The sequence below is a fragment of the Streptomyces cellostaticus genome (assembly GCF_001513965.1).
In the GTDB taxonomy this organism is placed as follows: domain Bacteria; phylum Actinomycetota; class Actinomycetes; order Streptomycetales; family Streptomycetaceae; genus Streptomyces; species Streptomyces cellostaticus.
Map to the genome: position 1 here is coordinate 1 of NZ_KQ948098.1, position 4,854 is coordinate 4,854.

The 4,854-nt window shown below is 70.1% G+C and carries 2 protein-coding genes; both read right to left on the reverse strand.

Features of this window, described 5'->3' with window-relative positions:
* Window positions 1–3,525: type I polyketide synthase (locus AQI88_RS42155; protein ID WP_159050600.1), on the reverse strand; the 3,525-nt coding region annotated here is incomplete at its 3' end.
* Between the two features lie 31 nt (window positions 3,526–3,556).
* On the reverse strand, window positions 3,557–4,854 hold a 1,298-nt coding region (locus AQI88_RS42160; protein ID WP_159050601.1), incomplete at its 5' end, for a type I polyketide synthase.

The window sequence follows — 4,854 nt, forward strand, 5'->3', positions numbered from 1 at the left end:
CCGTACCTCGCCTTGTGCGGTCTCGCCGCTGTCACCGGCCAGCGCACTCGCCTGCAACACCGCGTCCAGCAGCGCCGGGTGCAGGCCGAACGAGCCCGCGTCCTGCGCCACGTCCTCCGGCAGTGCCACCTCGGCGAATACGTCCTCACCGCGGCGCCAGACCGCCCGCAGACCCTGGAACGCCGGACCGTAACTGTAAGAAGCTGCCGCCAAAGCCTCGTACATCCCGCTGATGTCCACCGCGGTCGCATCCCGCGGCGGCCACACCGCAAAGTCCTCTTCCACCCCCGTCACCGGCACGGCGGGAACGATCAGCGCGCTGGCGTGCTGGACCCACGGCTGCTCGCCGCCGGGCTGGTCGGGCCGCGAGAAGACCTCCACCCCACGCCGTCCATCGGCATCGGCCGCAGCCACCACAACCTGGACCTGCACCCCGCTGCCATCGCTGGGCACCACCAACGGCGCCTGCAACGTCAGCTCCTCCACCAGGCCGCACCCGACCTGGTCTCCGGCACGGACCACCAATTCCACGAACCCCGTGCCCGGCAGCAACACCACCCCGCCTACGACATGATCGGCGAGCCACGGATGCGAGCGCACCGACAACCGACCCGTGCACACCAGACCCGCACCACCGGCCAGCTCCACCGCCGCGCCCAGCAGCGGATGACCCACAGCGCCCAAACCCAGCGACACCGCGTCCCCACCGAGGACCGGCCCCGCCGCCTTCGGCCAGAACCGCTCATGCTGGAAGGCATACGTGGGCAGCTCCACCCGCTGCCCGGCCGACAGGACCACAGTCCAGTCCACTCCGGCGCCGTGGACGAACGCCTCGGCGAACGAGGTGATCAGGCGGGTAGCTCCACCGTCGTCGCGACGCAGCGTTCCGCACACCGCCCCCGCCATCGTGCCCGGGCCCGCATCGTGGGCGACGACCTCCAGAGTGTCGGTCACCGCCCCCATCAGTACCGGGTGCGGGGAGACCTCGATGAACACCTGGTGACCCATGCCCGAGAGGATGCGTACGGCCCGGTCGAAGTGCACCGGTGCGCGCAGGCTGCCGTACCAATACCCGGCATCCAACTCCGTGCCGGTCAGCGTCTCGCCCGTCATCGCCGAGACCATCGGCACCCGGCCCACCCGCGGAGCCACCCCGGCCAGGACCGAGAGGATCTCCTCCTCCAACTGCTCCACCTGCGCGCAGTGCGAGGCGTAATCCACCGCGACCATCCGGGACCGAACGCCCTCGGCCTCCAGCTCCTGCGCCAACTCCTGCAAAGCATCAGGCTCACCGGAAACCACCACGGCAGCCGGGCCGTTGACCGCCGCAAGCGACAGCCGACCGCCCCAGCGGCCCAGGCGCTCCTCTACCCGGGCAGCCGGCTCAGTCACCGACATCATCCCGCCGGCACCCGACAACACCCGCAGCGACTGCGAGCGCAGCGCCACCACCCGGGCGCCGTCCTCCAAGCTCAGCATCCCCGCCACCGTCGCCGCAGCGATCTCACCCTGCGAGTGACCCACCACCGCGTCCGGGGTCACACCGGACGCCTCCCACACCGCAGCAAGGGAGACCATCACCGCCCACAGCGCCGGCTGGACCACATCCGCCGACTCCAGCTCAGGAGCACCCGGTGCGCCAGCCAGGACATCGGTCAGCGACCAGTCGACGTACGGCGCCAGCGCCCGCTCACACTCCGCCAGCCGGGCAGCGAACACCGGACTGGACTCGGCCAGTTCACGGCCCATCCCCAGCCACTGAGACCCCTGACCCGGGAAGACAAACACCACCCTCGCACCCGACCGTGCCACACCCGACACGACCGACCCCGCAGGCACCCCGGCGGCCAGACTCTCCAGACCGCTCACCAGCTCCCCGCGGTCAGCGCCAACCACCACCGCCCGGTGGTCGAACACCGACCGCGACGCCGCCAGCGACCAACCCACGTCGGGCACATCCAGGTCGGGGCGGTCGGCAACCCACTCCCGCAGCCGCTCCGCCTGTGCTGCCAGCCCGCCCGCCGTACGGCCCGACACCACCCACGCACCGACCCCGTCGGTCTCCACGACCGCGGGCACGGCAGACCGCTCACCGGTGGGTTCGCCCGGAGCCTCCTCCCCCTCGGCGTCCTCGGCCGGGGCTTCTTCCAGGATGAGGTGAACGTTGGTGCCGCTCAGGCCGAACGAGGACACCCCGGCACGCCGCGCACGCTCACCAGCGGGCCACGGGACAGGTTCGGTCAGCAGCTGCACCTCGCCGGCCGACCAGTCCACATGGGGCGACGGCTCGTCCACGTGCAGTGTCTGCGGCAGTTGCTGGTTCTGCAGCGCCAGCACCATCTTGATCACACCGGCCACGCCCGCCGCCTGCTGGGTGTGTCCGATGTTGGACTTCACCGAACCCAGCCACAACGGCCGCTCCTCCGGCCGGTCCTGGCCGTAGGTGGTGAGCAGCGCCTGTGCCTCGATGGGGTCGCCGAGCGTGGTGCCCGTACCGTGCGCCTCCACCACGTCCACGTCCCTGGCCGACAACCGGGCGTTGGCCAGGGCGGCCCGGATCACTCGCTGCTGCGAGGGGCCGTTCGGCGCGGTCAGACCGTTGGACGCACCGTCCTGGTTCACGGCGGAGCCGCGCACCACCGCCAGCACCCGGTGTCCCAGCCGCCGGGCATCCGCCAGCCGCTCCACCACCACCATGCCCACGCCCTCGGCCATGCCCATGCCGTCAGCGGCAGCCGAGAACGCCTTGCACCGCCCGTCCTCCGCCAGACCACGCTGCCGGGAGAATCCGACGAACCCCGCCGGGGAGGACATGACCGTGACCCCGCCGGCCACCGCGAGCGAGCACTCTCCCGACCGCACCGCCTGGCAAGCCAGGTGCAGCGCCACCAGCGACGACGAACACGCCGTGTCGATCGACACGGCGGGTCCCTGGAGCCCCAGCAGGTAAGAAATACGGCCCGACATCACGCTGCCCGTGGCACCGGTCATGAGGTGCCATTCGAGGCCTTCCATGTTCTGCAGATACGGGTGTGCGATGTAATCGGAGGGGGCAACACCGACGAACACACCGGTCTGGGAACCCCGCAGTGATGCAGGGTCGATTCCGGCCCGCTCCAGCGCCTCCCAGGACACCTCCAGCAGCAGCCGCTGCTGCGGGTCCATGGCGAGGGCCTCTCGCGGGCTGATGCCGAAGAAATCCGCGTCGAAATCCGGCGCGCCCTGCAAGAACCCGCCGTCAAGCACATATGAGGTGCCCTGGTGGTCCGGGTCCGGATCATAGAGGTCCTCGGCGTCCCAGCCTCGGTCGGACGGGAATCCCGAGATCGCATCCCCGCCCGCGGCCAGCAGCTCCCACAGTTCCTCCGGGCTGGCCACTCCGCCCGGGTACCGGCAGCTCATCCCGACGATCGCCAACGGTGCCGATGATGCCGAGGCAAGCTGCCGGTTCCGCTGCCGTAACCGCTCAGTTTCCTTAAGGGAGGCGCGCAGCGCTTCGAGAAGCTTGTCAGCCGGTTGAGTCATCGCTTCCTCCACGCATAGAGCATCATCAACTTCAGTCCGTCTCGCTATCCAGGGCCAGGCGAATCAGGCTTTCGGCATCCAGCGCGTCGATGTCTTCGACCTCTCCGTTTCCGCCCTTCGCCAAGGCGTCGTCCTGGATGCCGGCGAGCTGCATCAATGCCTCCATCAGCCCGGCCTCGCGGAACCTGGAAATCGGAACGGACGCGAGGGCATTCCGGAGTTTCGCTTCTGCGGGGTCTGCCTCGTCCCCGATTTCCGGCAGAAGCTTTTCTCGCAGGAATTCGGCCAGCTCCGCCGGGTTGGGGTAGTCGAATACGAGGGTGGCGGGCAGGCGCAGTCCGCTGGCGGTGTTGAGCCGGTTGCGCAGCTCGACGGCGGTGAGGGAGTCGAAGCCCAGGTCGGTGAAGGCCCGGGTGGACTCGATCGCGTCGAGAGAGGTGTGTCCGAGTACGGCGGCCACGTGGGTGCGGATCAGATCGGTCAGCATCCGGTCCCGGTCGGGGGCGGACAGACCGGCCAGTTGCCGGCGCAGCGAATCCGCTCCGGCGGCAGTACCGGAGGCCGCGGTCCGCCGGCCCGCACCACCGCTGACCAGAGCCCGCCACAGCGACGGAATCTCGGTACTACGAGCAGCCTGGGCACGCAGCCCCGCCAGATCCAGGCGAGCCGGGACCAGCATGGCCTCGTCACGGGCCAGGGCCAGGTCCAGCAGAGCCAGGCCGTCCTCCGCGTTCAGCGCGGCAACGCCCCCGCGGTTGATCCGGGACCGTTCCGCATCCGTGAGCTGCCCGGTCAGCGCACTGGCCTCGGCCCACAGCCCCCAGGCCAGCGAGGTTCCGGCCAGCCCGGCCGCACGGCGTTCGGCCGCCAGCGCGTCCAGGAACGCGTTGGCCGCCACATAGTTGCCCTGACCTGGCGCGCCGAACACCGAGGCCGCCGAGGAGAAGAGGACGAAATGCTCCAGGTCCAGATCCCTGGTGAGCTCGTGCAGGTTCCAGGCACCATCGGCCTTGGGCCGCATCACCGCCGCGACCCGGTCCGGAGTCAGCGACCCGATCACACCATCGTCCAGAACACCCGCTGTATGAACCACCGTTGCCAACGGGTATTCGGCCGGGATGGCCTTGACCACCGTGGCCAGTGCGTCACGTTCAGCGGCGTCACAGGCCACCACCCGCACCTGCGTCCCCGACGAGGCCAGTTCAGCAGCCAGAGCCGCCACCCCGGCAGCAGCCGGACCGGAACGACTGGTCAGCAGCAGGGCATCAGCCCGGCCCGTCGCACCCAGATGCCGGGCCACCAACCCGCCCAACGTGCCCGTACCACCAG